The sequence below is a fragment of the Tropicimonas sp. TH_r6 genome, from assembly GCF_033101155.1.
GTDB lineage: Bacteria > Pseudomonadota > Alphaproteobacteria > Rhodobacterales > Rhodobacteraceae > Tropicimonas.
Window position 1 is genome coordinate 1 of record NZ_JAWMPX010000005.1, and the last position, 23,267, is coordinate 23,267.

A 23,267-nucleotide genomic window follows, 5' to 3' on the forward strand; every position below is an offset into this window, starting at 1 on the left:
GAACGGACTCCATTGGTGGAAACATTTCATTTCCCAAGTAGAAACAATTAACCATTTGGTTGACATAATCCGGCGGCATGATTCCTTGAGCCAGGGTCGACTGGCGAGACGCCAAAAGTTTGGATGAGTGGGGCCAGTTTGGTTCGGGAAGGAACAGAGTGCATTTTGAAATGAAGATTGATCACTACGTCCGCGACGAGTCCGGCGAAGCGACCGTCAGCTGGGTTCTGATTTCCGCCGGCGCCGTCGCCCTGACTCTCGCCGCGATATCCCTGCTCGCAGGCGGCATGGAAGAGAAATCGGACCTGCTCTCCACGACCATCTCAGAACGCCCAGTCGGGCCCGAATAAACCCGCGGCAACCCGTCTTCACCTCTCGAACAATCGCTTAAATCGTGCGACTTTGTCATCCACCAACCTTGCTGCGGTCATCCAAATGCCGCATTCCTGAAACAGGTTGGAAACAGAAGTGATCAGTGCCCGTTTTGTGCACCGACAAGAAAAAGTAAGAGGAAAGGACAGTTCATGCGAATGGTATTCGCCCTGGTCCTGATCGCCGGCATCGGTCTGGCGGGCTTTGCCGTCTACATGGCACAGTCCTACATGGAAGAGATGAGCGCCGAACGCGACCGGCTGCGTGCCGCGCAGGCCGCGTCTCCGCCGATGATTGATCTTGTCGTCGTGCAGACGGACAAGGCCTATGGACAGGTTCTCGGCAGGGATGACGTCAAGTGGATGCGGTGGCAGAAGGACAGCGTGCCGACGGGTGCCTTTGTCCGCGACACAACCGGATTTCCCGAGGGCAAGGTTCAGGGCAGCGACGCTCTCTTTCCCGAAGGCATGCCCGACCGCTTCGTGATCACCTCGATGACCCAGTTCGAACCGCTGCTGGCGCAGAAGGTGACTGATCCCGGCGAGGATGCCGGGCTGACATCGCGCCTGAGCAAGGGCATGCGTGCCTTCGCGATCCGGGTCGATGTTTCCTCCGGCGTGTCCGGCTTCCTGCGGCCCGGGGACCGTGTCGATGTCTACTGGACCGGCGCCACCGCAGCGGCGGAACGGCGCGGCAACATCACCAAGCTGATCGAATCCAGCATGAAACTGATCGCGGTTGACCAGATCGCCGACACTGCACGCACGACGCCGGTCATTGCCCGCACCGTCACCGTCGAAGCGTCGCCGCAACAGGTCGCCAAGCTCACCCAGGCACAATCCTCCGGCAAACTGTCGCTGTCGCTCGTGGGCGCGGAAGACGACACCGTCGCCGAGGTCAGCCAGGTCGATCAGCGCTCGCTGTTGGGCATTGTCGATCAGGCACCCGTGGAGATCGAAGAAAAGCGCGTCTGCACCACGAAGATCCGTCGGGGCGCAGATGTTATCGTCCAGGAGATCCCCTGCCCGCAATAAACGGGTCTCAGGCGACGGGAACGAAGCCGTTGCAAATCAAGACACTATGCAGAATCGAACCCGCAGCGCCAAAATGGTGTTGCGGGTTCACTACATAAATGTCGTCTGCCAACACCTTGATTCTTGCAATAAATCACATTTGCGGGCAGTCTGTCCCAATATGCGGGCGATAAGACCCGCCGAACATATGTGATCGAGAGGCAGGATCACCATGACAGTCATGACGCTTGTGCGGGCGGGTCTTCTTGGCCTCGCGATTGCCGGCACCACTCACGTTTCATTTGCGCATGCCGAAACGCTGCGCGTCTCCGGAGGCACGATCCAGCGGGCGCTGAAGGTGCCCATGAATCGCGCCGTCGTTGTCGAAAGCGATGCAGCTTTCGCCGAACTATCCATCGCAAATCCCGGAATTGCCGACATCTCGACGCTCTCGGAGCGCTCGATCTATGTTCTGGGCAAGGCACCGGGGCGGACCACGCTGACGCTCCTGGCGCCAGACGGCACGCTGATCACCAATGTCGAGGTGCAGGTCACCGCCGATGTGGGCGAACTCAAGGAACGGCTGCGCGAGGTGCTCCCCGGCGAGTCGATCGAGGTGCGTCCCGCCAATGACGGCATCGTGCTCTCGGGCACGGTCACCAGCGCCGTCGCTCTCGACCGGGCCCTGGATCTGGCCAACCGCTACGCCCCGGACCGTGTCTCGAACCTTCTCATGGTCGGCGGCACGCAGCAGGTCATGATGAAAGTGCGCTTCGCCGAGATGAGCCGCACGGTTTCCAAATCGCTCGGTTTCTCGATGGCCGTGAACGGAATCGCCGGCGGTGGCGATATCGGCTTCAATGGCGGCAACGGCACTTATCTGAGTGATAGCAACCTCTCCAACCTCTTCGATGGCGACAGCTCCACCGGCATCACGCTGGGTGAAGGAACCGAAGGCGCGTTCCAGCTGGGCTTCGGCGCTGGCGATGTCGAATTCGCCGTGCTGATCGAGGCGCTCGAGTCGAAAGGCTTCGTGCGCACGCTGGCTGAACCGAACCTGACCTCGCTGTCGGGACAAGCGGCGAGCTTCCTGGCGGGTGGCGAATACCCGGTACCGATCACCGATGATGACGGCAACGTCACCGTCGAGTTCAAGCCTTTCGGTATCGTGCTGAATATGACCCCACGGGTTGTTGGCGACAATATCAACCTCTCGCTGTCGGCCGAAGTCAGCCAGATCGACCCGTCGATCAGCTACACCGACTCGGGTATCTCCATCGCCGGTTTCGCGACCCGCAAGACCGAGAGTACGGTTGAGATGCGCGACGGCGAGAGCTTTGCCATCGCGGGCCTGTTGCAGGACGACTTCCAGGATCTCTCGGCACAGGTTCCCTGGCTCGGTGATATCCCGGTTCTGGGCGCTCTCTTCCGCTCGGCAGATTACGAGCGCGGCCAATCCGAACTGGTCATCATCGTCTCCGCCCACCTGGTCACGCCGACCCGAGGCGACGCGCTTGCGCTGCCCACTGACAGGGTACGACCGCCGAGCGAGAACCAACTCTTCATGCGCGGGATCACCGCCGTGACAAACCGGCCCGTAACCGGCGGTGCGGGCGAAGTGGCCCGGCAGGACTTCACCGGTTCCTATGGCTATGTGATGGAGTGAGGCAGATGAAATCCATGACGCTCACCCTCGCCGCCTTCACCACCAGCCTGATGCTGGGCGGCTGTGCCTACTGGAACGAAGAGGCCGGCGCCTTTCTCGACCAGGGTGATTTCGGCAATGCGACCCTGAACAACCAGCTCGCCCATACTTGCCGCAAACTCACGCCAACCAATTTCTCGAAATACGGCAATCCGATCTCCTCGGGCTGCCCGGGACGCCTTCAGGACGGCAAATACGCGATGTTCGCCTATGGCGAGACGGTCGAAAGCGCGACCGAGAGAACCTCGGGCGCTATCGACAACGCGGATCTCGAGTCCGACGAGTAAAGCCTCGACACCTCGATCACATTCCTGCGAACGGCGCCTCTCCGGAGGCGCCGTTTTTCGTCGATTTTTACGTGAAAAACACGATTTTGACGCATTCAGAAACGTTTCTGCCGCGACAAAGGCGTAGATATTAACGACTCCCGGTTTATCCTCGCTCTGGAAACAGAGATTGATTTGGGCAAGAATAGGAGCCACTTTCCGCACGATGACGACATTCCGGCCCAACTTTTGCCCGGATTAACGGGCAAACAAGGTGCAGGAGTAGTGCGTGCAAAACGTGTGCACGAGAGACGGGTGCAACCGGCAAAGGCTAAGAGGCCGCGTCGAGATTTGAACCGGCCCCGTCATCTGAGAAGGACGATTGTCGAATGAACAGCAGCGCTGCATTGCAACCAGAGCCCGCACCCGTGGCCGCGTGCACGGTCAGTCGCGACGTGCAGAATTTCGATCTCCTGATCGAGGATATGGAGGCCGAACTTGGCGAAAGCTGGGGTGACCTGAGCTTTGCCGATGCGGCGGCATTTCTGGCGCAACCGGATGCCAACACCTTGGAATTCATAGCAATTGCTATTGATAGCGAAGATGAGAGCGAGATCGTCATGATTGGCGATCTGATCCATCTGGCGCAGGACAAGGGTGTCAAGGTACTGCTGATTGCACAGGATGTCGGTCCTGTCGTTCTGCACCAGTTGCTCAATTTCGGAGCAGACGGCTTCCTTCCCTACCCACTCCCCGAAGGTGCGCTGCACGAAGCCATCGAGCGCCTCCGCGCGCCCGAACCGGTTGCTCCGCCCCCTGCGGCGCCGGGCAAGGGTGATCACCAACAGGTCGCAACAGGCGATCGCGATGGGGTGATTCTTCCCGTTCACGGCCTGGCTGGCGGTGTCGGAGCGACGACATTCGCGGTCAATCTCGCCTGGGAACTGGCCAATGTTCAGAAAAAAGACGGTCCCTCGGTCTGCCTGCTCGACCTGGATTTTCAGATGGGGACGACTTCGACCTATCTCGACCTTCCACGCAAGGATATCGTCTACGAACTGATCTCCGACACGGCCTCGGCCGATCTCGACAGTTTCCGCGCCTCGCTTCAGCCCTTCGGTGAGAAGGTCCAGGTCCTAACCGCACCCAAGGACATGTTGCCGCTCGACATTGTCGGCCCGGATGACATCACGACCCTGCTCAATCTCGCCCGTTCAAGCTTCGACATCGTGCTGGTCGACATGCCCAAGACCCTGGTGTCCTGGACCGAAACGGTGCTCAACGCGGCGCATGTCTATTTCGCCTTGATGGAGTTGGACATGCGCTCGGCTCAGAACGCGCTGCGCTTCATCCGGCTCCTCAAGAGCGAGGATCTGCCCTATGAGCGGCTGCGCTTCGCGCTGAACCGCGCCCCCCGCTTCACCGATCTGCAAGGCAAGGCGCGCGTCAAGCGCATGGCCGAGAGTCTCGATATCGATATCGAGTTGCTGCTGCCGGATGGACAGCGGCAGGTCACACAGGCCTGCGATCACGGCGTTCCGCTGTCGCAGAACGCTGCCAAGAACCCGCTGCGCAAGGAAATCGCCAAGCTGGCCGGTTCCCTGCACGAGTTGATGGCCGCTGAAGCCGACGCTGGCTGAGCTCGGCGCAGTTCCTAACCGAAGGTCCGGATAATGTTCTCACGCTACAAAAAACAGGCAAATGCTCAAGCTGCCCAGCCAGCCGCGCGGGGGGAAACCGCCGCACCGCCGGCAGCTGAGCAACAGCGTGCGACACGCAAGACCGCGCCGGCCAAGCAAACCGCTGCCCCTGCCCGTGTGGCTCCTGCCGACAAGGAGAAGAAACGCAAGGATCGGCTGAGCGAGATCAAGGTCGAGATGCACAAGGTGCTTCTCGACAACCTGAACCTTGCAGCGCTGGAACAAGCGTCCGAACAGGATCTGCGCGCCGAGATCGCCGCGATCACTGCGGAGAGTCTCGAAGAGATGTCGGTCGTTCTCAACAAGGACGAACGCCAGACCCTGCACCAGGATCTCTTTGACGAAGTAACCGGGCTCGGTCCGCTCGAGCCGCTCCTGAAGGACGACTCGGTCAACGATATTCTCGTGAACGGCCCGCAGCAGATTTTCGTCGAGCGTTCCGGCAAGCTGGAAGTCTCGGAAATCACCTTCAAGGACGAAAAGCACCTGCTGCGGATCATCGACAAGATCGTTTCCGCCGTGGGCCGCCGCGTAGACGAGTCGAACCCTTATGTCGACGCCCGTCTGGCGGACGGTTCGCGTTTCAACGCCATGGTGCCGCCGATCGCCGTGGATGGTTCGCTGGTCTCGATTCGTAAGTTCAAAAAGGACAAGCTTGCCATTGACGACCTGGTCAAGTTTGGCGCCTTCACCGAGGAAATGGCCGCTTATCTGCAGGCCGCCGTCGCCTGCCGACTCAATATCATTGTGTCCGGCGGCACGGGCTCGGGCAAAACGACAACGCTCAACGCACTCTCGAGCTTCATCGACAATTCCGAGCGTATCCTGACCATCGAGGACACGGCCGAGCTCCAGCTGCAGCAGACTCATGTCGGACGCATGGAGAGCCGCCCTGCCAACGTGGAAGGCAAGGGCCAGGTCTCGCAGCGAGATTGCCTGAAGAACGCGCTGCGGATGCGTCCGGACAGGATCATCGTCGGTGAGACCCGCGGCGAGGAAGTCATCGACATGCTCCAGGCCATGAACACCGGCCATGACGGCTCGATGACCACGATCCACGCCAACTCGGCCCGCGACGCAGTCAGCCGTCTCGAAAACATGATCGCCATGGCGGGCATCGAGATGCCTCTGAAGGCCGTGCGCGCCCAGATCGCGTCGGCCGTGAACCTTATTGTGCAGGCTTCGCGCCTTCAGGACGGCTCGCGCCGCATGGTGTCGATCACGGAGATCACGGGCATGGAGGGCGAGGTTATCTCTATGCAGGAGGTCTTCCGCTACGAGCGCCTCGGCCTGCTGCCGGACGGCAAGATCATGGGCCGCTTCAACGCCACCGGCGTGCGGTCCTTCCATTCCGAGCGGTTCAAGCAATGGGGCTACGATCTGCCCGCCGCAATTTATGAACCGATCGTGGACTGACGGAGTCGCCAATGACAATTTCTGCCGAACCGATCATCTATGGCCTGATCTTCGTTGCCGTCCTTGTGCTGGTCGAGGGTATCTACCTCACCGCCTTCGGCAAATCGATCAGCCTCAACTCCAAGGTCAACCGACGTCTCGAACTGCTCGAGAAGGGCGGAGCACGCGAGGAGGTGCTCGAACAGCTCCGCAAGGAGATGACGCAGCATATGAATGCGCGCGGCATTCCGCTTTACTCGATCCTCGCCGACAAGGCGCAAAAGGCCAATATCGCCTTCTCCCCGCGCCAACTCATCCTGGTGATGATGGTTCTGGGTGCGGTCGCTTTTGTCGGGCTGACGATCGGCACGGCTGCCGGGCTGCCGGTTCGTATCGTCGTCGCCATCGCCATGGGGGTTGGTTCAGTCTACATGTGGGTTAACAACAAGGCCAAGAAGCGCCTTGCCCTGATCGAAGAGCAACTCCCGGACGCGGTCGAATTGATGGTCCGAAGCCTGCGCGTCGGCCACCCCTTCTCCTCGGCGGTCAATATCGTTGCACGCGAAGTGGCAGACCCGCTGGGGTCCGAATTTGGTGTCATTGCAGACGAAAGCGCCTATGGGCGTGAGATTTCCGAGAGCCTGAAGTCACTGGCCGAACGGATGGACATGCAGGATCTGCGCTTTCTCGCCGTTGCCGTGACCATCCAGCAGCAGTCGGGTGGTAACCTCGCGGAGATTCTGGACGGGTTGGCCAAGGTTATCCGCGCACGGTTCAAGCTGTTTCGCCGGGTGAAAGCGATCACGGCAGAAGCCAAGTGGTCGGGGATGTTCCTGTCAGTCTTCCCGATTCTCGCACTGGTGACGATCAACGTCATTCAGCCGAATTATTATGACGACGTGAAGGAGACCGCCGCTTTCATTCCGGCTTGCCTGGCCGTGGGGGCGTTCCTGTTTGTCAACGTGGTCTTCATGAAGATCATGGTCAATATCAAGGTCTGAGGTGGTTCATGGAATTTCTGTCCCAAGCAAATGAGTGGTTGATCGCGGAATTCGGAGAGTTGGGCCCGCTTTATGCCGTGGGTGTGCTCGGCATGCTTCTTATCGCGCTGACCCTGCCGATCTTCCTTAGAAAGCAGGTCGATCCACTCGACAAGCTCAAGGCACAGAACCGCGCGTCGGCACTCGAGGACGATGGCAACAAGAAGAAGGCTCTGCGCCATGGTCGCGGCTCCAACAAGCTGGACAAATACGCCAACTTCCTCGAACCGCAGGACGAAGAGGAGATGTCGACCGCCCGGCTGACCATGCTGCAGGCCGGTTACCGCTCTAAGTCCGCCGTCCGGACCTTTCACGCTGCACAGTTCATCCTCGGGGTTGGCTTCCTCTTGCTGGGCGTCCTCTACGCGATCGTGAGTTCGACAACCGGCGAAGTCTCAACCCAGCAGCTCATCCTGGCGATCATCATTCCCGGGGCCATCGGTTATTACATCCCGAAATACTGGGTCAGCAGGCGTCTGCAAACACGGCAACAGGAGATCACCAATGGTTTCCCGGACTCGCTCGACATGATGCTGGTCTGCGTCGAAGCCGGTCAGTCGCTGGAGCAATCCATCATTCGCGTCAGCAAGGAATTGCGCGCGGGCTTTCCCGCACTGGCGGATGAGTTCGAGATCGTTGCTCATGAAATGAAAGCGGGCAAAGACAAGATCCAGGTTCTCAAGGACATGGCAGAGCGCTGTGGCGTGCCGGACGTCGCCTCCTTCGTAACTGTGTTGATCCAGTCGGCCAGTTTCGGCACATCGATCGCTGAGGCGCTTCGTGTCTATGCCAGCGAGATGCGGGACAAACGCGTCATGCGGGCCGAGGAAAAGGCAAACGTGCTTCCGACAAAGCTGACCCTTGGCACGATGATGTTCACAGTTCCGCCTCTGTTGATCATCCTCATTGGCCCCTCGGTCTACTCGATTTACACGACGCTCAACGCTGGCGCGCTCTGACGCGCAAGCCCCCGGAAGAGAAAATGCCGCGCGGGACTCCGCGCGGTTTTTTTAGGGCCGGTCTCCTGTCAGCGGAACAAGGTGAACGCCCGTTTCACAACTGTATCGTATGTATCCCTAGGTGCATCCCGCTCTGACCAAACCGAACCGCAAGGTCGTGTCTGGACGATCGAGTGTAGCTGCACGCTGCAAAAGGATTGCGGACCGGCAAACCGCTCCCGGGCAGACCACGCCTCCTTCAAGCCGCCTTTGCTGAAGACCTTTGACCCGTGCCGGATCAAACGTTCCGCAAGCCGTGTCGCTTCAGCAATTCGGTCAGAAGCACACGCGCCTCTCGACGATGCGCACGATGAAGCCGTCCGGCAGTTTCCGCGTCGCAGTTGCGGATCGCCTTGCAGACAGCCCGATGAGCCTCGTTCGATTCCGTCGGCAACGGCCTCAGCCAGAGCGTCACCGCGCGCGCCCGCCGCACCTGGTCGTTGTACATCGCACAGATAACTTCCACCCGACGGTTGTGACCCAACCGGATCAGTGCCGAATGGAATTCCTCATCCGCCGCCGCCCAGGCCTCGCGATCCTCCGCGGCCAGCGCCTCGTCCATATGCCGGATCGCCTCTTCCAGCGCCGCGACCTCTTCCTCCGAATGCCCGGCATCGGCTGCCTTTTCCGCGCAGAGCCCCTCCAGCTCGGTCAGGATCTCGTAAATTTCCTCCATGTCGGACGGCGCGACGGGCGTTATCCGGACACCGTGACGCGGCCGCACTTCAAGCAACCCCTGCGCCTCCAGCCGCAGCGCCGCTTCGCGGACCGGGGTGCGGGACATACCCAGCAGTTCCGCCAGCTCCGCCTCCAGATAGGTCGAGCCCGGCAAAAGGTCTCCCGAGAAGATCATTTCCCGCAGCGTGTCCTGCGCCTTCACTGTGTTCGATTTCGACTTCGGCGCTGCACTCATGGGGTCACTTCCTGTCGGCACCCAGTCTCGGATGACTTGTAAATCGCTTCTTCCATCTCAAGCACCTTGAGATAGTCGCGCGCCGTGTTCTCCAGTACGCCCTCGCCCCGCAGGAACCGCGCGACATGTTCGCAGAGCCGGAAGACGCAATCGCCGCCGAAGCGCCCGCCCGTATAGGGGGCCAACACGGCCGTTTCCTCCATGGACTTGAACTTGCGAAGCCAGACCGAGCCGTCGCCCTTCAGGCGCAGCGTTCCCCCGGTCCCCTCGATCAACGCTTCACCCATGGTCAGCCTGTGATGTTCAGTCTTGTGGTCGAGCAGGCGGTTGCCGTCAAAGACGGAACGAACCCCCTGCCCGTGATCGAACAGAATATAGCCTGCATCCTCGCCTGCAATGGCCGGGTTCATCTGACGCAGGTCGGCATAGACCGCGTGGACCGGACCAAAGAGCCAGCGAAACGTGTCGACCCAATGCACCGCGGTCTCATGGACGAGGAATTTCGGCATGGTCTGGAAATAGGGTTGCCGATCCAGGTAGGCGCCCGGCCCCTGTCCGTCGCCCGGCCGCATGCGGAAATTGCCCTGGTGAAACGTTCCGATATCGCCCCGGTCCATCGCTGCCTTGAGCGCCCTGTACCAGGGTTGCCAGCGGAAATTCTCGTGGATCACGAGATGGGCCCCTACGGCAGCGGCGTCCTCGGTTAACTGGCGCGCCTGATCGATATCGTCGCAGAAGGGCTTCTGGCAGATGATCATCCGGCAGCCCGCCGCAAGCGCCGTCTGCACCGCCGCGACATGGGTCCGGGGCGCCGTCGCCACATCGACGATATCGGGCACACCGACGGCGTCAAACAGCGCCTCCAGGCTGGCAAAAGCCGGAAACCCCGTCGCGCGCGCCTTGTCCACCGTCCGGTTGGCGACACCGATCAGCGTGACGCCCTCCATCCGGTCCCAGGCCTCGTGATGGAAACCGGCGAAGTAGCCAGCCCCCAGAACGGCGGCAGTCAAAGACATCCTTGCTTTCCCTTGCATCCCTGCTTGCGCATCCCCCAATGCATACATAGCCTAGGCCAACCGGATGCATGTCGCAAGAACGCCCGAGGAGGCCAGACCATGTTTGCCGACACCGACAGTTTTCGACGTCAAATCGCGAGGCTCGACATGTTCCTGCAACGTCGCCCCCCGGAGCAGCGCCTGTATCGCGACGGCATGCGCGCGCCCAATTTGGCACGAAGCCCCGACATGGCGTTCCGGGAGGTGTGGTGATGAGCTGGCAGGTTCACGCGGTCAAATATGCCGACCGGAATGCACGGACCCGCGCCGATTCCTTCCTCTTCGACGCCGACCCGACCGCGCCGCACGCAATGGACTACTTCATCTGGGTGCTGCAGGACGGCACACGGACTATCCTCGTCGATACCGGATACGACTCGGCCGAGGGCGCGCGGCGCGACCGACCGATCCGTATGGATCCGGTGGAGGCGTTGGCGCCACTCGATATTCGCCCGGACGCGGTGGATACGCTGATCGTGACCCATCTGCATTACGACCACGCCGGCGGGCTGCATCTTTTCCCCAATGCAAAGCTGCACATCCAGGAGGTCGAGATGGCCTATGCCACCGGCGCCTGCATGTGCCATGAGGCGATGCGGCATCCGTTCACGGCCGATCATATCTGCGAGGCGGTGAAGCGGGTCTATGCCGGGCGTGTGGTGTTTTACGACGGGTTCGGACAAGTCGCGCCGGGGGTCACGGTTCACCGGATCGGTGGCCATTCGCGCGGGTTGCAGGCAGTGCGGGTGGAGACGGATGCGGGCGCGCTCTGCCTCGCTTCGGACGCGGCGCATTACTACGAGAATGCCCTTTCGGGGAAGCTCTTCCCCATTGTCGCCGATCCCCAGGAGATGCTCAAAGGGTTCGAGACGATTCAGGGCCTGGCGTCGCACCAGGGGCTGCTCATTCCGGGGCATGATCCGCTGGTGCGAGATCTCTTCCCGCGCCATGCGCTGGCGGGCTGGATCAACCGGCTGGATCTCGGGCCTGCGGTGCCTTTGCCCTTCTGAGGTTGGACAGCGGACGGATTGTCCGGTCGCAACGCGCTCAGATCCAGTCTCTCTCAACCGACTTCGAGCCGCCGGTTTCTCAGCCCGGGAATCGGTCCCGAGTCCGATTCGCGAAAGCCACAAGTGAGAGCATCACCGGCACCTCGACCAACACGCCGACCACTGTGGCCAGCGCCGCCCCGGAGCCCAGCCCGAACAGGCTGATGGCCACCGCGACGGCAAGCTCGAAGAAGTTCGACGTGCCGATCATCGCGCAAGGCGCGGCGATGCGATGTGGCACTTTCGAGAGCCAGGCCGCGCCATAGGCCAACGCAAAAATGGTATAGCTCTGCAGGATGATCGGAATTGCGATCAGAACGATCACCGTCGGTCGAGAGACGATGGTCTCGGCCTGCAGCGCGAAGAGGATCACCACCGTCACCGTCAGCGCAACCGCCGAGAAAGGCGAGACCTTGGCCTTGAAGGCGTCAATCGCCTGTTCCGAGCCGAGCTTGGCACGGGTGAGCATGCCGGCCACCAGCGGCAGAACGATGTAGAGAACGACCGAGAGCAAAAGTGTCTCCCAAGGCACCGTGATGTCGGTCACGCCGAGCAGGAAGGCGACGATCGGGGCGAAGGCGAAGACCATGATCAGGTCGTTCACCGTAACCTGCACCAGCGTGTAGTTTGGGTCACCCTTGGTGAGATTGGACCAGACGAAGACCATGGCCGTGCACGGCGCCGCCCCCAGCAGGATCAGACCGGCGATGTATTGCGAAGCATCTTCCGGCGCGATCCAGGGCGCAAAGATGGTCTCGAAGAAGAGCACCGCGAGGAAAGCCATGGTGAAGGGCTTGATCAGCCAGTTGACCACCAGCGTTATGACCAACCCGCGCGGTGCCTTGGCGACGTCCTTGATTGAAGAGAGGTCGACGCCTACCATCATCGGGTAGACCATGGCCCAGATCAGCACCGCGACGACGAGATTGACCGATGCGACCTCCGCGCGCGCAATGAACTGGACGAGGCCGGGCGCGATATTGCCGAGGATGAGGCCCGCGACCATGGCCAGTGCGACCCAGATGGAGAGGTAACGTTCGAAACGGCTCATGGTGTTATCCTTGTCGAGCGGGAGATGGCGCGATCGATTGCAGACGCCGCGCTGAAAGCCAGGAGAGCAAAGCCATCAACGCAGCCGTGCCAAGCGTCAACGGCAAGCCGCCAAGCTGGTAGGAGAGGCCCGAGAGCAGCGTGCCGAGCAGCCGGCCAGCGGCGTTGGACATGTAGTAGAAGCCCACATCCATCGTTACCCGGTCATCTCGCGTGAAGGCGAGGATAAGGTAGGAATGGAGCGAGGAATTGATCGCAAAAACGAAGCCGAAGACCATAAGACCGGCAATAAGCGTTAGAGTAAACCAGGGCGCCGGCTCCCCGGCGATCAATGCGCAGAGGGCGAGCGCGGCCGGGATCAGGGTCAGGACGCCGACCCATTGGACCGCCAAAGCGACGATCTGGTCGGTGGTCTTGTCTTTTGCTTTCAGCAGCCCCGGTGCCCAGGCCTGAACGGCACCATAGGCGATGATCCAGAGCGCCATGAAGGTGCCGATCTGGAAGAAGGCCATGCGGTTGCCGGCTTCCGAGCCGTCCGACAGCACGGCATAGAAATAGATCGGGATGCCAACGACGAACCATACGTCGCGCGCGCCAAAGAGGAAGACCCGCGCCAGAGAGAGCAGGTTCACATTGCGGTTCCTTGAGAAGACATCCTTGAACCTGGCGCTTTTCGTCCCCTGCGGCAGACCCGCCGGCATATAGGCGACAATGGCGGCGAGGATGGCCGCCAACACCACCGCCATGGCAATTACCGAACCGGTGAAGCCAACCGTGCCCAGCAGCACCGTACCCAGAAGGAAGCCAAGTCCCTTCACCGCGTTCTTGGAGCCGGTGAGAGTGGCTACCCAGCGAAAGAGCCCGTCGCCCTCGCTTGGCGCAAGCAGCTTTACGGCCGATTTCGAGGACATCTTGGCGAGATCTTTGGCCACACCCGAGAGCCCCTGCACCCCCATCACATAGATGACCGAGGCTGTGAGCGCCCAGTCCGGGCTCAAACCCGCCAGCGCCAGCAATGCGATGATCTGGATGCCCAGCCCGGCATAGAGCGTCGATGTCAGACCGAACCGCGCCGCGATCCACCCCGCCGAAAGGTTGGTCACCATGCCCATGAACTCATAGAGCAGGAAGAGATAGGCGAGCTGGATGGCCGAGAAGCCGAGCGTATGGAAATGCAGCAGCACCAGCATCCGCAGCGCACCGTCGGTAAGCATGAACGCCCAATAGGCCGCGGTCACGGCGATATAGGCCGGGAGGCCCTGTTTCGAGATGTCGGAACGGGCCGGGCCGGTCATCAGAGGCTGTCCACGACGAGGCGGGTCACATCGGCGAGCCGGAACGCATAGCCATATTCATTGTCATACCAGGCGTAGATCTTCACCTGCGTGCCGTTCACGACCATCGTCGAGAGCGCATCAATGATCGCGCTGCGCTCATCGTTGAGATAGTCGCAGGAGACCAGCGGCCGGGTCTCATAGCCAAGAATGCCTGCGAGTTCACCCTCTGAGGCCGCTTTGAACAGCGCGTTGACCTCCTCGACGGTCGTCTCCCGCTCGACTTCGAAAACGCAGTCGGTCAGCGAAGCATTGAGCAGCGGCACGCGCACGGCATGGCCGTTCAGCCGACCCGTCAGCTCCGGATAGATCAGCGTGATCGCGGTGGCCGAGCCGGTCGTGGTCGGGATCAACGAGTTCAGCGCCGAACGGGCGCGACGCATGTCCTTGGCAGGCTTGTCGACAATGGTCTGGGTGTTGGTCACATCATGGATCGTGGTCATCGAGCCATGCTTGATGCCAAGCCCTTCGTGGATGACCTTCACCACCGGCGCGAGGCAATTGGTGGTGCAGGAGGCGGCCGTGATCAGGTTGTGCGCCTCCGGGTCGTAAATGTCGTGATTGATGCCATAGACGAGGTTCACCGCACCGCCGTCTTTCACCGGCGCAGAGACGACGACCTTCTTCACCCCTGCATCGAAATAGGGCTGCACTGTCTCGCCGGTCTTGAAGACACCGGTGCAGTCGACAACCACGTCGATGCCCATCTCCTTGAGCGGCAGGTCCTCGATGCGCGTCTCGCAGGTCAACCGCATCTCTTGCCCGTCAATGGCAATGGAACCCTCGTCATGAGAGATGTCCGCCAGCCAGCGGCCATGAACCGTGTCGAATTCCAGCAGCAGCGCGTGTTGCTCCGGGTCGCCGACGGCATCGTTGAGCAGGACGATTTCGCCCTCTATGCCCTGATCGAAGAAGGAACGCATGGCCAGCTTGCCCATCCGACCGAGGCCGTTTATCGCGATTTTCGTCATGAGGAGGTTCCTTTGGCCGGTCTCGGCCTTTCATGTAGAAGGATTAGAGATCGGTGCCGAGATCCTTGATCTGGCCGATCTCATCGAGTTGCTTTTGCAGGGAAAACTTGTCGAGCGTCTCGAGCGGCAGGCTCGTGAAGGCCGAGATCCGGTTGCGCATCATCCCGTAGGTCTGCGCGAAGGCGAGGCGTTTCTCCGCTTCGTTGCCGGACGTGGCGACCGGGTCCGGCACGCCCCAATGCGCGCTCATCGGCTGGCCGGGCCAGACCGGGCAGACCTCGGCGGCAGCCTTGTCACAGACCGTGAAGACGAAATCGAGCTTGGGAGCCTCCGCGCCGGCGAATTCGGCCCAGGACTTTGTGCGGGTCCCGGATGTGTCGTGGTTGAGGTTCTCCAGCAGCTCGACCGCATAAGGGTGCGGGCCGTTCTCCGACGGCATGGAGCCGGCCGAGACAGCACGGAACTTGCCCAGCCCTTCGCGGTTCATGATGGCTTCGGCCATCAGCGAGCGTGCGGAGTTGCCAGTGCAGAGAAAGAGGACGTTATAGGTTTCCTGAGCCATGGGAGCCTCTGTGAGCTTGGCGGATCGTTCGATCAGGGGGTGACAAAGGTCTGGCCGCGACTGGCAACAGCCTTCCAGCAGGAAGGAGAGCAAGTCGCGGATCGTCTCGGTATTGGCGGTGTAGCGGATGTTGCGCCCTTCGCGCGCGCGCGCCACCAGCCCCGCCTTGAGCAGAACCGCTAGATTGTTGGACAACGTGTTCTGACGCACGTCGAGCGTCTGAGCGATCTCCCCGGCGGTCCGCCCCAGCTCTCCCGACTGCACCAGCAAGCGGAAAATATCCAGGCGGGTCTCCTGGGAGAGGGCGAAAAAGGCCGTGGTTGCGCTTATCTTTTCCATATTTCATGAATTATTGAAGTGTTTATCGGGAGTCAACTGTCCGTCGCGGTGTTCCGGGCGAGACTTGTCATGAATGCATGACATTTGCGTGTCGGTATCGACGTTGATGGAAGGGGCGCGCCGGAACGTGGCGTACCCGCCCTGACAATACGCCAGATTGACCCTGTTCCCCGCCTGCGCTTCCGTCTTCACGGGAAATGCGCCGGATCGGGAAAAGCCAATGACCGCCTTGAAACGACGCGCGACATATCCGAATCTGATCGCCGGTGCGCTTCTTTGCAGCGCGACAAGCCTTCAGGCCTATAGCGGCGAAGTATTGGTGACCTGTGGACTGGATCCGCAGGGTGACAATTTCCTCGCCCTGCGCAGCTGCGGCGCGAGCAATTGCCCGCGTCTGGGCAAGCTTGGCCCCAACACCTATCTCCACACGCTGGAGCCATATGCTGAGAACGGCTGGCGCGAAGTGATCGTGCTTGACGGGCTGGCGGATCAGAGTTTTTCCGGGCCGAAGGGTTGGATCTTCGAGAAATACGCCTGCCCGACCGACAACTGAACCGGTCAAGAAACACCAATGTCCGACAGGGATGCACAGCTGCGCGGCGCAACTGTGCGGTGGGGCGGACTGTCATTTTCGGCCAAAGTGGGTAATTGCTGACCAACGGGCGTTTGCCACAAGGAGTCGCCATGGCCAGCCAGGAAGCCGTATTCCTCAAGGGGAACCTGTTCCGCCACATCGCCGTGATGACCCTGACCTCCTCGGTCGGGCTGATGGCGGTCTTCCTCGTCGACTTCATCGACATGGTCTTCATCTCCATGCTGGGCAAGGCGGAACTGGCGGCGGCGGTCGGCTATGCCGGCGCGATCCTCTTCTTCACCTCCTCCATCGGAATCGGCATGGCCATCGCCGCCGGAGCGCTTGTCGCGCGGGCGCTTGGCGAGGGGGACGAGACGCTCGCCCGGGCCCGCGCCTCGACAGCGCTGGTCTGGGGCGTGCTCTTCGGCAGCGCCTTCGCCGCATTGGTCTGGCTCAATGTCCGGACGCTTGCGGAACTGGTCGGCGCGACGGGAGAAACTCTCGATCTGTCCGTGCATTATCTGCGGATCATCATCCCCTCGCTGCCGATCCTGCTGGTCGGCATGGTCGGTGGCGCGATCCTGCGCGCCCATGGCGATGCGCGTCGCTCGATGATGGCGACAATCTGGGGCGCGGGCGTCAACGCCGTGCTCGACCCTATCCTGATCTTCGGCCTCGATCTCGATCTGACCGGTGCGGCAATGGCCTCCTTCTGCGCCCGGATCGCCATTGCCGCCGCAGCGCTCTACCCCATCTTCCGCCACCATGGCGGGCTCTGCCGCCCAACCCTGCCGCATATGCGACAGGCGCTCGCGCCTCTTCTCGCCATAGCTGGCCCCGCCATCGCAACCCAGATGGCGACGCCCATCGGACAGGCCTATGTCACCCGCGCCATGGCAGACTATGGCGAGGCGGCCGTGGCCGGCATGGCGATCGTCGCCCGGATGTCGCCGGTCGCCTTCGCCACGATCTTCGCACTCTCTGGCGCCATCGGCCCGATCATCGGCCAGAATTTCGGCGCCCAGAAACACGACCGCGTCCGACGCGCCTGGCTGGACGGAATCCTGTTCGCGGCCATTGTCGTGGTCGGCATGACCCTGATCCTCATCGCCCTGCGCGGCCCGATCGTGGCGCTGTTCGAGGCGGAAGGTGTTGCGCGGGAGCTGATCTACCTCTTCTGCGGTCCACTGGCGCTGTTCTTCTTCTTCAACGGGGCGATCTTCGTCAGCAACGCCGCCTTCAACAATCTCGGCAAGCCGCTCTGGTCAACCTGGATCAACTGGGGCCGCAACACGCTCGGGACCATTCCCTTCGTCATGCTGGGCGGGGCGCTCTGGGGCGCACAGGGCGTGTTGATCGGACAGGCGCTCGGCGGCGTCGCCTTCGCGCTCATCGCCGCCGTTCTGGCGTTGCGGATCATGGGTCGCGGCGAAACCTGCGCCGAGAAAGAGCCCTTCGCCCGGCAGGCGAGGCAGCTAAGCCTCGTGCACCTGCGCCGCTAGCGCCCTCAGATGGGCGTCAACGAAGGCGAGTACCCAGGCATCGCAGGCCTGCGCCCGCGGGTAGCGTGGTGCGGCCCGATCATTCAGAATCGGCGCATGCCACCCGGCCGTCGTGGCAAAAAAGCGCTTTGCCCCTGCCTCGCCAAAAACCTCGAGAAACCCCTGCACCACCGTATCGATATAGCTCAGCAACACCGGATGGGTGATATCGGGCGCGGCGGCGTGGCTGTCCGGAACCGCATAAACCTGGGCCTGGGCGTCGGATCCGCATTCCTGCAATACCGCGCGGATCGGGTGGCGGTCATAGGCACGCTCCCGCGAATCCAGCGCTGCCCAATCCGCACCCGGCACTTCGGCAACCAACCCCTCGATGACGTTTTCCGCTTTCTCGACAGAGAGATAGGCAACGGGTCTCAGGTTGGTATGCACCCAGACCCGGCGCCAGCCATCGAGCCGCGCCGGGCGTGTGCGCGGATAATTATGGGTGGCGCGGTTGACCAGCGAACCATAGCCAAAGAACTGTCTGTCTTGCATGTTGCGAGATGTGGCCTGCGACACATCGGAAGGCAAGACTTGCCGGGAGCAATTTCATTCGCTATCTCCACTCCACATCATGTCGGGAGAATCCGGGCCTCAAACCCGGTGCCGAAGGAGCAACCGCCCCGGTAAACTCTCAGGCGCACGGACCGCATGGTGAAAAAACTCTGGAGAGAGGGGCTGACGCCCCCGCCGAAGGGATAACGATCTCAGGCGAAAGGACAGAGGGGGCATCGGGCAGACCGCGTTGCGGTCGCGAACGGTGCCGGACAGGAGTCCCTGACGGCCGGAACAGACGACGGAGGGACCTTTGGGGGAAAACTTGCTGAAAACGCCGCTGCATGCGCTGCATCTGGAGCTGGGCGCGAAAATGGTGCCCTTTGCCGGCTATGAGATGCCCGTGCAATACAAGCTCGGCGTGATGAAGGAGCACCTGCACACGCGCGCGGCAGCCGGCCTTTTCGATGTGAGCCATATGGGACAGATCCTGCTGGAGGGCGACAACCCGGCGCTGGATCTGGAACGGTTGGTGCCGCAATCGATCTGCGGGCTCAAACCGAACCGCCAGCGCTACGCGTTTTTCACCAATGAGGACGGTGGCATAGAAGACGACATCATGGTGACCCGCCGCGACGGGCACCTCTTCGTCGTGCTCAACGCCGCCTGCAAGGCCGCTGATATTGCGCTGATGAAAGCCGGCCTGCACAGCAGCGACATTGTCGAGATCACCGACCGCGCCCTGCTCGCATTGCAGGGTCCGGCTGCCGAGACGGCCCTCGCGCGGCTCTTCGCCGTCGAGCGGCTGGCCTTCATGGAGGGCGACATGTTCCCCTCCGACTGGGGCAATGTCTGGATCTCCCGATCCGGTTACTCTGGCGAGGACGGGTTCGAAATCTCCATCGAGTTCGACCGTGCCGAAGATTTCGCCCGAACCCTGCTGGCGATGGAAGAGGTCGAGCCGATCGGACTCGGCGCGCGCGACAGCCTGCGCCTTGAGGCCGGATTGTGCCTTTATGGCAATGATATCGACAAATCGACCGACCCTGTTCAGGCCAACCTGACCTGGGCAATCCAGAAGCCCCGCCGTTCGGGCGGCGACCGCGAAGGTGGATTTCCCGGCGACCGCAAGATCTTGCCGAAGCTGTCTCGAGCAGCAGATCCAGAGGACCGCCGCCGCGTCGGGCTCAAGCCAGAGGGTCGGGCACCGATGCGAGAGGGCGTGCAATTGTTCGAAAATGACAATTCGCCAGAGCCCGTTGGCGTGATCACCTCCGGTGCCTTCGGCCCCACGGTCGGCCATCCGATCGCCATGGGCTACCTGCCCGCGCGCCTCGCCGAGCCCGGAACCCGCCTCTGGGGCGAGCTGCGCGGCAAACGCCTGCCCGTCCAGGTCACCCCCCTTCCCTTCCGTCCTTCCAATTACAAGCGCTGAGGAAACCACAGATGATCAAATTCACCGAAGACCATGAATGGTTGAGCCTCGACGGCGATGTCGTCACCGTCGGCATCACCGACCACGCCCAGGAACAGCTTGGCGACATCGTCTATATCGAGCTGCCCGAGATCGGCACGCAGGTCTCGAAGGATGACGAGGTCGTGGTGATCGAATCCGTCAAGGCCGCCTCCGATATCGCCGCCCCCATCGACGGCGAAGTGGTCGAGATCAACGAGACGATCATCGATGCGCCGGACAAGGTGAACGCGGATGCCGAAGGGGCGGCCTGGTTCTTCAAGGTGAAGATCGACGATGCCGGCCAGCTCGACGAGTACATGGACGAGACGGCCTATAAGGACCTGATCGCCTGATATCCGTGGTTGCCGGGCGCGCGGGCTCAGCTTGCCCCGCCCGGCCCCCATGCCGGGCAGCGCCGTCCCCGCTCCTTGTGGGCGGGGTCGGCGCTCCCTCACCGTCTGCTCACCGCAGACAGATGAAGCCCTTTCGGGAGAGACACTGTGCCGTTCAAGCCGACCGCCTATGACCCCTATGATTTCGCCAATCGTCGCCATATCGGCCCCTCCCCCGAGGAGATGGAGGCCATGCTCTCCGCCATCGGAGTGGACAGCCTGGACACGCTGATCGATCAGACGATCCCAGCCGATTTCCGTCAGGACGCGCCGCTCGACTGGGCGCCGCTCTCGGAGGGCGAGTTGCTGGTGAAGATGCGCGAGGTCGGCGGTCGCAATGACGTGCTGCAATCACTGATCGGCCAAGGCTATTACGGCACCGTGACGCCGCCGGCGATCCAGCGCAACATCCTCGAAAACCCCGCCTGGTACACGGCCTACACGCCCTACCAGCCAGAAATCGCACAGGGTCGGCTCGAGGCGCTGCTCAACTTCCAGACCATGGTCTCCGACCTGACCGGACTCGAGATCGCCAATGCCTCGCTGCTCGACGAGGGCACCGCCGCCGCCGAAGCGATGGTCATGGCGCAGCGGGTCTCGAAGTCGAAGGCGACGGCGTTCTTTGTCGATTCCAATTGCCATCCCCAGACCATCGCCGTCATCCGCACACGCGCCCTGCCCCTCGGCATCGAGGTGATCGAGGCCCCGGTCGACGCGCTGGACCCGGCAAGCGTCTTCGGCGCGATCTTCCAATATCCCGGTACGGACGGCACGCTGCGCGACTACACGGCGGAATTGGACGCGCTTCATGCCGAGAAGGCCATCGGCGTCGTCGCCGCCGACCTGATGGCGCTGCTCCTGCTGAAGGAGCCGGGCGCGATGGGCGCTGATATCGCCGTCGGCAGCGCCCAGCGCTTCGGTGTGCCGATGGGCTATGGCGGCCCGCATGCCGCCTACATGTCCTGCCTCGACAAGTACAAGCGCTCCATGCCCGGCCGCATTGTCGGTGTCTCCATCGATGCCCGCGGCAACAAGGCCTACCGCCTCAGCCTCGCCACCCGTGAGCAGCATATCCGCCGCGAAAAGGCGACCTCCAATGTCTGTACCGCGCAGGCGCTGCTCGCCGTCATGGCCAGCTTCTACGCTGTTTTCCACGGCCCGCGCGGGCTGCGCGCCATCGCCGAGCGCATCCACATCATGGCCGCCCGCCTCGCCGAAGGCCTGCGCGACGCCGGCTTCGAGACGGCCCCTGACGGCATCTTCGACACGGTCACCGTCGAGGTCGGCCCGCTTCAGGGCGCCATCCTGCGCTCTGCCCGCGCCGAGGGCCTGAACCTGCGCCGCTTCGGCGCGACGAAGATCGGGATCTCGGTCGACGAGACCTGCGTGCCCGAAACCATCGAGGCTGTCTGGCGCGCCTTCGGCATCACGGAGGCCTTCGGCGAACCGGAGGCCGTCGCCCTGCCAGAGCCGCTGCTGCGCCACAGCGACTACCTCACCCACCCGATCTTCCACCTCAACCGCGCCGAAGCCGAGATGATGCGCTATATGCGCCGTCTGGCCGACCGCGACCTCGCGCTTGACCGCGCCATGATCCCGCTCGGCTCCTGCACGATGAAGCTCAACGCGGCGGTGGAGATGATGCCCATCACCTGGCCCGAATTCGGCCAGCTCCACCCCTTCGCCCCTGTCGATCAGGCCGAGGGCTATGCCGAGATGCTTACCGATCTCTCTGCCAAGCTTTGCGAGATCACCGGCTATGACGCGATGTCGATGCAGCCCAATTCCGGCGCGCAGGGCGAATATGCCGGCCTGATGACCATTGCCGCCTATCACCGCTCCCGTGGCGAGACCCGCGATATCTGCCTCATCCCTGTCTCCGCTCATGGCACCAACCCAGCCTCTGCGACCATGGCCGGGATGAAGGTCGTCGTGGTCAAATCGGCCGAGAATGGCGATATCGACCTGGTCGATTTCCGCGAGAAGGCCGAAGCAGCTGGCGCGCGCCTCGCGGCCTGCATGATCACCTACCCCTCGACCCATGGCGTCTTCGAGGACACTGTGCGCGATGTCTGTGCGATCACGCATGAGCATGGCGGGCAGGTCTATCTCGACGGCGCGAACCTGAACGCCATGGTCGGCCTCTCGCGGCCCGGCGATCTTGGCTCGGATGTCAGCCACCTCAACCTGCACAAGACCTTCTGCATCCCCCATGGCGGCGGCGGCCCCGGAATGGGCCCGATCGGTGTGAAGGCGCATCTAGAGCCCTTCCTGCCCGGCCATCCCGAGACCGGCGGCAGCGAAGGCCCGGTCTCGGCCGCCCCCTATGGCTCCGCCTCGATCCTGCCGATCTCCTGGGCCTATGTGCAGCTCATGGGCGGCGCCGGCATCACGCAAGCCACCAAGGTCGCGATTCTCTCGGCCAATTACATCGCCGCCCGGCTCGCCGGCGCCTATGACGTGCTCTTCAAGGGCGCGCAGGGCCGCGTCGCGCATGAATGCATCCTCGACACCCGCCCCTTCGCGGAAGCAGGCGTACAGGTCGACGACATCGCCAAGCGGTTGATGGATAGCGGCTTCCACGCTCCCACCATGTCCTGGCCCGTGGCCGGTACGCTGATGGTCGAGCCGACGGAATCGGAGACCAAGGCCGAGCTTGACCGCTTCATCGACGCCATGCTCTCGATCCGTGCCGAAATCGGCGATGTCGAGGACGGCAAGATCGCCTATGAGGACAGCCCGCTGCGCTATGCGCCTCATACGGTCGAGGACCTTGTCGCCGATTGGGAACGCAAATACCCGCGCGAACAGGGCTGCTTCCCGCCGGGCAGCTTCCGGGTCGACAAATACTGGCCGCCCGTCGGCCGGGTCGACAACGCCTTCGGCGACCGCAACCTCATCTGCACCTGCCCGCCGGTCGAGGACTACTTGGACGCCGCCGAGTAAGAGGCACAAGCAGCAGGCTGCGAGGCGCGCTCTTCTCGATGCGAGATCGCGCCTCCGGTCCGGCCAATCCTGAAACGGTCATGACGGCTGGGCTGATGGAA

Annotated in this window: 22 protein-coding genes and 1 riboswitch; of the genes, 15 read left to right on the top strand and 7 right to left on the bottom strand. The window is 62.2% G+C overall.

Going from position 1 to position 23,267, the window contains the following annotated elements; translation table 11 throughout:
• Nucleotides 1-170: 170 nt before the first annotated feature.
• The 8 genes from R3X27_RS06675 (at nucleotide 171) to R3X27_RS06710 (ending at nucleotide 8,450) form a co-directional block, all read left to right on the top strand.
• Nucleotides 171-350, top strand: a complete 180-nt coding sequence (locus R3X27_RS06675) for a hypothetical protein (protein WP_317708063.1) — start codon at nucleotides 171-173, stop codon at nucleotides 348-350.
• A gap of 174 nt (nucleotides 351-524) precedes the next feature.
• The gene (gene cpaB, locus R3X27_RS06680) at nucleotides 525-1,406 is read left to right on the top strand and encodes a Flp pilus assembly protein CpaB (protein WP_317708064.1); all 882 of its coding nucleotides are present in this window, start codon (nucleotides 525-527) and stop codon (nucleotides 1,404-1,406) included.
• Nucleotides 1,407-1,617: 211 nt separating this feature from the next.
• Entirely contained in the window at nucleotides 1,618-3,051 is a 1,434-nt protein-coding gene (locus tag R3X27_RS06685) for a type II and III secretion system protein family protein (RefSeq protein WP_317708065.1), read from the top strand.
• Between the two features lie 5 nt (nucleotides 3,052-3,056).
• Entirely contained in the window at nucleotides 3,057-3,377 is a 321-nt protein-coding gene (locus tag R3X27_RS06690; RefSeq protein ID WP_317708066.1) for a hypothetical protein, read from the top strand.
• A gap of 368 nt (nucleotides 3,378-3,745) precedes the next feature.
• Nucleotides 3,746-4,996: a CpaE family protein gene (locus tag R3X27_RS06695; protein ID WP_317708067.1), complete on the top strand. Its 1,251-nt coding sequence runs from the start codon at nucleotides 3,746-3,748 to the stop codon at nucleotides 4,994-4,996.
• A 33-nt stretch (nucleotides 4,997-5,029) separates the two neighbouring features.
• On the top strand, nucleotides 5,030-6,472 hold the full coding sequence (locus tag R3X27_RS06700) for a CpaF family protein (protein ID WP_317708068.1): 1,443 nt from the start codon (nucleotides 5,030-5,032) through the stop codon (nucleotides 6,470-6,472).
• 11 nt (nucleotides 6,473-6,483) lie between these two features.
• Nucleotides 6,484-7,452: a type II secretion system F family protein gene (locus R3X27_RS06705; RefSeq protein ID WP_317708069.1), complete on the top strand. Its 969-nt coding sequence runs from the start codon at nucleotides 6,484-6,486 to the stop codon at nucleotides 7,450-7,452.
• A gap of 8 nt (nucleotides 7,453-7,460) precedes the next feature.
• On the top strand, nucleotides 7,461-8,450 hold the full coding sequence (locus tag R3X27_RS06710) for a type II secretion system F family protein (protein ID WP_317708070.1): 990 nt from the start codon (nucleotides 7,461-7,463) through the stop codon (nucleotides 8,448-8,450).
• Between the two features lie 277 nt (nucleotides 8,451-8,727).
• Here R3X27_RS06710 and R3X27_RS06715 read toward each other — a convergent pair whose 3' ends face one another.
• Both R3X27_RS06715 and R3X27_RS06720 read right to left on the bottom strand, forming a co-directional pair.
• Nucleotides 8,728-9,402 carry a GntR family transcriptional regulator gene (locus tag R3X27_RS06715; RefSeq protein WP_317708071.1) on the bottom strand — a complete coding sequence of 225 codons (675 nt, stop codon included), beginning with the start codon at nucleotides 9,400-9,402 and terminating at the stop codon, nucleotides 8,728-8,730.
• Nucleotides 9,399-10,418, bottom strand: a complete 1,020-nt coding sequence (locus tag R3X27_RS06720; RefSeq protein WP_317708072.1) for a Gfo/Idh/MocA family oxidoreductase — start codon at nucleotides 10,416-10,418, stop codon at nucleotides 9,399-9,401. The genes R3X27_RS06715 and R3X27_RS06720 overlap by 4 nt, the downstream gene beginning before the upstream one ends.
• A 99-nt stretch (nucleotides 10,419-10,517) precedes the next feature.
• On the opposite strand from R3X27_RS06720, the gene R3X27_RS06725 reads away from it, so the two are divergent.
• Nucleotides 10,518-10,670 (top strand): hypothetical protein, encoded by a 153-nt coding sequence (locus R3X27_RS06725; RefSeq protein ID WP_317708073.1) that lies wholly within the window; start codon nucleotides 10,518-10,520, stop codon nucleotides 10,668-10,670.
• The gene (locus tag R3X27_RS06730) at nucleotides 10,670-11,467 is read left to right on the top strand and encodes an N-acyl homoserine lactonase family protein (RefSeq protein WP_317708074.1); all 798 of its coding nucleotides are present in this window, start codon (nucleotides 10,670-10,672) and stop codon (nucleotides 11,465-11,467) included. The genes R3X27_RS06725 and R3X27_RS06730 overlap by 1 nt, the downstream gene beginning before the upstream one ends.
• A 79-nt stretch (nucleotides 11,468-11,546) precedes the next feature.
• Here the strand turns inward: R3X27_RS06730 and arsB are convergent, their stop codons facing one another.
• The 4 genes from arsB to R3X27_RS06750 are packed head-to-tail and all read right to left on the bottom strand — an operon-like array spanning nucleotide 11,547 to nucleotide 15,762.
• Nucleotides 11,547-12,557: an ACR3 family arsenite efflux transporter gene (gene arsB, locus R3X27_RS06735; protein ID WP_317708075.1), complete on the bottom strand. Its 1,011-nt coding sequence runs from the start codon at nucleotides 12,555-12,557 to the stop codon at nucleotides 11,547-11,549.
• 4 nt (nucleotides 12,558-12,561) lie between these two features.
• Nucleotides 12,562-13,851 (bottom strand): organoarsenical effux MFS transporter ArsJ, encoded by a 1,290-nt coding sequence (gene arsJ, locus R3X27_RS06740; protein ID WP_317708076.1) that lies wholly within the window; start codon nucleotides 13,849-13,851, stop codon nucleotides 12,562-12,564.
• Nucleotides 13,851-14,861, bottom strand: a complete 1,011-nt coding sequence (locus tag R3X27_RS06745; RefSeq protein ID WP_317708077.1) for an ArsJ-associated glyceraldehyde-3-phosphate dehydrogenase — start codon at nucleotides 14,859-14,861, stop codon at nucleotides 13,851-13,853. Before R3X27_RS06745 ends, arsJ begins: the two co-directional genes overlap by 1 nt.
• A gap of 43 nt (nucleotides 14,862-14,904) precedes the next feature.
• The gene (locus R3X27_RS06750; RefSeq protein WP_317708078.1) at nucleotides 14,905-15,762 is read right to left on the bottom strand and encodes a metalloregulator ArsR/SmtB family transcription factor; all 858 of its coding nucleotides are present in this window, start codon (nucleotides 15,760-15,762) and stop codon (nucleotides 14,905-14,907) included.
• A gap of 220 nt (nucleotides 15,763-15,982) precedes the next feature.
• Between R3X27_RS06750 and R3X27_RS06755 the strand changes: the two genes are divergently transcribed.
• Together R3X27_RS06755 and R3X27_RS06760 are read left to right on the top strand one after the other, a co-directional pair.
• The gene (locus R3X27_RS06755; protein ID WP_317708079.1) at nucleotides 15,983-16,315 is read left to right on the top strand and encodes a hypothetical protein; all 333 of its coding nucleotides are present in this window, start codon (nucleotides 15,983-15,985) and stop codon (nucleotides 16,313-16,315) included.
• A 131-nt stretch (nucleotides 16,316-16,446) separates the two neighbouring features.
• Entirely contained in the window at nucleotides 16,447-17,838 is a 1,392-nt protein-coding gene (locus R3X27_RS06760) for an MATE family efflux transporter (RefSeq protein WP_317708080.1), read from the top strand.
• On the opposite strand, the gene R3X27_RS06765 is transcribed toward R3X27_RS06760, so the two are convergent.
• Entirely contained in the window at nucleotides 17,812-18,372 is a 561-nt protein-coding gene (locus tag R3X27_RS06765; protein WP_317708081.1) for a gamma-glutamylcyclotransferase family protein, read from the bottom strand. The genes R3X27_RS06760 and R3X27_RS06765 overlap by 27 nt on opposite strands.
• 72 nt (nucleotides 18,373-18,444) lie before the next feature.
• A riboswitch (glycine riboswitch) is annotated at nucleotides 18,445-18,537 on the top strand.
• A 160-nt stretch (nucleotides 18,538-18,697) separates the two neighbouring features.
• Here R3X27_RS06765 and gcvT point away from each other — a divergent pair.
• From gcvT to gcvP, 3 genes are all read left to right on the top strand, one after another.
• On the top strand, nucleotides 18,698-19,807 hold the full coding sequence (gcvT, locus tag R3X27_RS06770) for a glycine cleavage system aminomethyltransferase GcvT (RefSeq protein ID WP_317708082.1): 1,110 nt from the start codon (nucleotides 18,698-18,700) through the stop codon (nucleotides 19,805-19,807).
• A 14-nt stretch (nucleotides 19,808-19,821) separates the two neighbouring features.
• Nucleotides 19,822-20,181, top strand: coding sequence for a glycine cleavage system protein GcvH (gene gcvH, locus R3X27_RS06775; protein ID WP_317708279.1), 360 nt, complete (start codon nucleotides 19,822-19,824; stop codon nucleotides 20,179-20,181).
• Nucleotides 20,182-20,328: 147 nt separating this feature from the next.
• Nucleotides 20,329-23,166 (top strand): aminomethyl-transferring glycine dehydrogenase, encoded by a 2,838-nt coding sequence (gene gcvP / locus R3X27_RS06780; RefSeq protein ID WP_317708083.1) that lies wholly within the window; start codon nucleotides 20,329-20,331, stop codon nucleotides 23,164-23,166.
• Nucleotides 23,167-23,267: the final 101 nt, after the last annotated feature.